This window comes from Kitasatospora sp. NPDC093558 (assembly GCF_040683475.1).
GTDB lineage: Bacteria > Actinomycetota > Actinomycetes > Streptomycetales > Streptomycetaceae > Kitasatospora.
The window spans coordinates 1-2,937 of record NZ_JBFBDY010000712.1; the positions used below are offsets into that span (position 1 = coordinate 1).

A 2,937-nucleotide genomic window follows, 5' to 3' on the forward strand; every position below is an offset into this window, starting at 1 on the left:
TGACCGGCGCCGCCGTCACCACCCTCGGCCTGCTCCTGCTCCTCCCGCTGGACGGCGGCTGGACCAACGCCGACATCGCGTGGCGCCTCGCCCTCGCCGGCGCCGGCATGGGCCTCAACGGCGGCCCCACCCAGGCCCTGGTGATGACCGCCTCGCCGCCCGGCCGGCTGGCCACCGCGGGCTCCGCCGTCCAGCTCTCCCGCAGCCTCGGCTTCGCCCTCGGGCCCGCCCTCGCCACCGCCGCCACCCTGGCCGGCGACCGCGCGACCACCGGCACCCGCGCCGGGATCGCCCTGGCCGTCCTCGCCGCCGCGACCGCCGTCGTCCTCCTCGCCCTGCACCACCACCACGCCCACCGCCCAGCGGCGTGACACGGCCGCCCCGGCCGACCGCCACCCCCTGGAACACCGTCCGACCGGAGGTTCACCGCACATGACCGACATAGCCAGCGAACTCGACCCTGCCGCCCTCCCCGCCCCGGAGGAACCCCGTTGCCCGTTCGGGTACGGAACCCCGTCCGGCAGCAACGGCGAAGCCGGCACCCAGCTCCCCTACCCCGTACCGCTCTACGGGACGGAGTACAAGCGCGATCCGTACCCGCTGTACCGGCGGATGCGCGAGGCCGGGCCCGTCCACCGGGTGGAGTTCCCGAGCGGGATCCACGCGTGGCTGGTCACCGGCTACAAGGCCGCGCACGCGGCCCTCAACGACGGCCGACTGGGCAAGAACCACGCGCTGGGCAACGACAACTGGCGCCGGCTCGCCTCGATCATGCCCGAACCGCAGCACTCGCAGCTCCAAGTGCACCTGCTCCACCAGGACCCGCCCAAGCACACCACCATGCGCAAGCTCGTCCTCGACGCCTTCGCGCCGCGCCGGGTGGAGGCGCTGCGGCCGCGGCTCCAGGAGCTCGCCGACGCCCTGGTCGACGAGCTGCCCACCGACGGCGGCGCCGACCTGGTGGCCGGGTTCGCGGCGCACTACCCGTTCCGCGCGCTCGCCGAAACCATAGGCCTGCCGGCCGAGTTGGCCGTGCGCTTCGACCGCGACTGGGGCAAGGTCGTGCAGCCGGTCGGCCCGCTCGACCCCGGCCGGCCCGCGTACGAGGCGCGGCTGCGCGGCCTCCAGACGTACATCGCGGACGTCGTCGCCCACAAGCGCGCCCACCACGATCCCGCCCGGGCCGAGGACGACCTGCTCGGCCGGCTCGTCGCGGCCCGCGACGCGGGCGAGTTGAGCCAGGAGGAGCTCGACTCGATGGTGTTCCAGCTGCTGGTCGCCGGACAGGAACCGGTCACCAACCAGATCACCACCATGCTGATCACCCTGCTGCGCCACCCCGAGCAGCTCGCCCGGCTCGTCGAAGGCATCGCCGCCGACCCCGGCCTGCTCGCCCGCGCGGTGGAGGAACTCCTACGCCACGACGCCGCGTTCGAGCTCACCACCTGGCGGTTCTTCGCCGAGGACAGCGACCTGTTCGGCACCGCCGTTCCGGCCGGCGACTCGGTCATCGTCTCCCTCTGCGCCGCCAACCGGGACGACGAACAGTTCCCGGACGCCGACCGGCTCGACTTCGACCGCACCCCGAACGCCCACCTCGCCTTCGGCCACGGCATCCACTACTGCCCGGGCGCCGCCCTCGCCCGCGCCGAACTCCAGGTGGCCATCGGCACGTTGCTCACCCGACTGCCCGGGCTGCGCCCCGCCGACGCGCCCGAGGGCGGCGACGGCCTCGACACCCTCACCTGGATCCCCGCCGTCCTGGCCCGCGGGGTGAACAAGCTGCCGGTCGCCTACGACGGGCGCGTCTGACCGCCGGCCCGAGCCCCGGCTCGTAGCCCGCACCACGCGCCGCACCACGCAGCCCGCAGCCCCGTACGACGACGTCCTGTGGAGGACCACCATGCCGCCCGTCGGCACCATCACCGCCACCGCGCCCACACCTACCGAGACCGCGCACGAGACCGCACACGAGACCGCCGAGCACCTCGCCGCCCGCATCCTCGGCCTGCTCCTGCCGCACCGCCGCGCCTCCGACCCCGAACTCGCCGCGCCCCCGCACCACTTCCCGCTGCAGCTCGCGCAGCTCACCGGCTTCATCACCGCCGGCGAGCCGATCGTGTTCACCCTGCCCGGCTTCCCGTGCAAGTCGCCGAACCCGGCGAAGGTCCTCGGCCACCTGCCCGACGAGGGCGAGCGCCTGTCGCTCACCTTCCTCAACGCGCTGTGCGAGCAGATCGCCGCGCTCCACGCCCCGGGTGCGCGGATCCTGATCTGCTCGGACGGCCACATCTTCGGCGACCTCATCCACGTCCCCGACGACCACATCGACGAGTACTCCGACGCGCTCGCCGCGATGATCGAGCGCGAGGGCCTGCGGCACCTGGCCACCTTCGACCTGCGGGCCGTCCTCGGCGACCTGCCGTTCGACGAGAAGCGCGCCCGCGTGCACGCCCGGTACGCGCCGAGCGTCGAGGAGTTGCGCGAGCAGGTGCTGACGGACGAGGAGACGCTGCGGCTCTACCGGGGCATCACCAGGTTCCTCACCGAGGACACCGTCGGGTTCACCGGCACCAAGTCGGCCCTCCAGCGCGAGTGCCGCCGCCGCGCCTACGGGGTGATCCAGCGCAGCCGCGCCTGGGGGGACCTGATCGCCGAGCACCACCCGGACGCGTTCCGGCTGTCCATCCACCCGCAGCGGGCCGGGGCGCCGAAGTTCGGCATCCGGCTGCTGGAGGCGGCGGACGCGTGGACGACGCCCTGGCACTCCTCGGTGCTCCACCGGGCCGACGGCCACTGGGAGTTGCTGCGCAGTGCGGACGCCGCGGAGCTCGGGCGGCTCGTCGAGAGCGACGGCCGCCCGAGCCACTACGTGGCGGTCTGAGGCGGCGCCGGGGGGGCGCGGGCCGGGGGGGGGCGGGGGGAGGGGGGGGGGGA

At 74.5% G+C, this 2,937-nt stretch carries 2 protein-coding genes and 1 pseudogene; all 3 read left to right on the forward strand.

Annotation, left to right across the window (positions count from 1 at the left end; all coding sequences use genetic code 11):
* Positions 1-371: pseudogene (locus AB0O00_RS34120) on the forward strand (MFS transporter); the annotation flags it as partial.
* Between the two features lie 61 nt (positions 372-432).
* On the forward strand, positions 433-1,812 hold the full coding sequence (locus AB0O00_RS34125; RefSeq protein ID WP_363658470.1) for a cytochrome P450: 1,380 nt from the start codon (positions 433-435) through the stop codon (positions 1,810-1,812).
* Positions 1,813-1,903: 91 nt separating this feature from the next.
* The gene (locus AB0O00_RS34130) at positions 1,904-2,884 is read left to right on the forward strand and encodes an isocyanide synthase family protein (RefSeq protein ID WP_363658472.1); all 981 of its coding nucleotides are present in this window, start codon (positions 1,904-1,906) and stop codon (positions 2,882-2,884) included.
* Positions 2,885-2,937: the final 53 nt, after the last annotated feature.

Coding starts and splice junctions, on each gene's coding strand:
- AB0O00_RS34130 (WP_363658472.1), top strand. CDS start 1,904: ATGCCGCCCGTCGGCACCATCACCGCCACCGCGCCCACACCTACCGAG.
- AB0O00_RS34125 (WP_363658470.1), top strand. CDS start 433: ATGACCGACATAGCCAGCGAACTCGACCCTGCCGCCCTCCCCGCCCCG.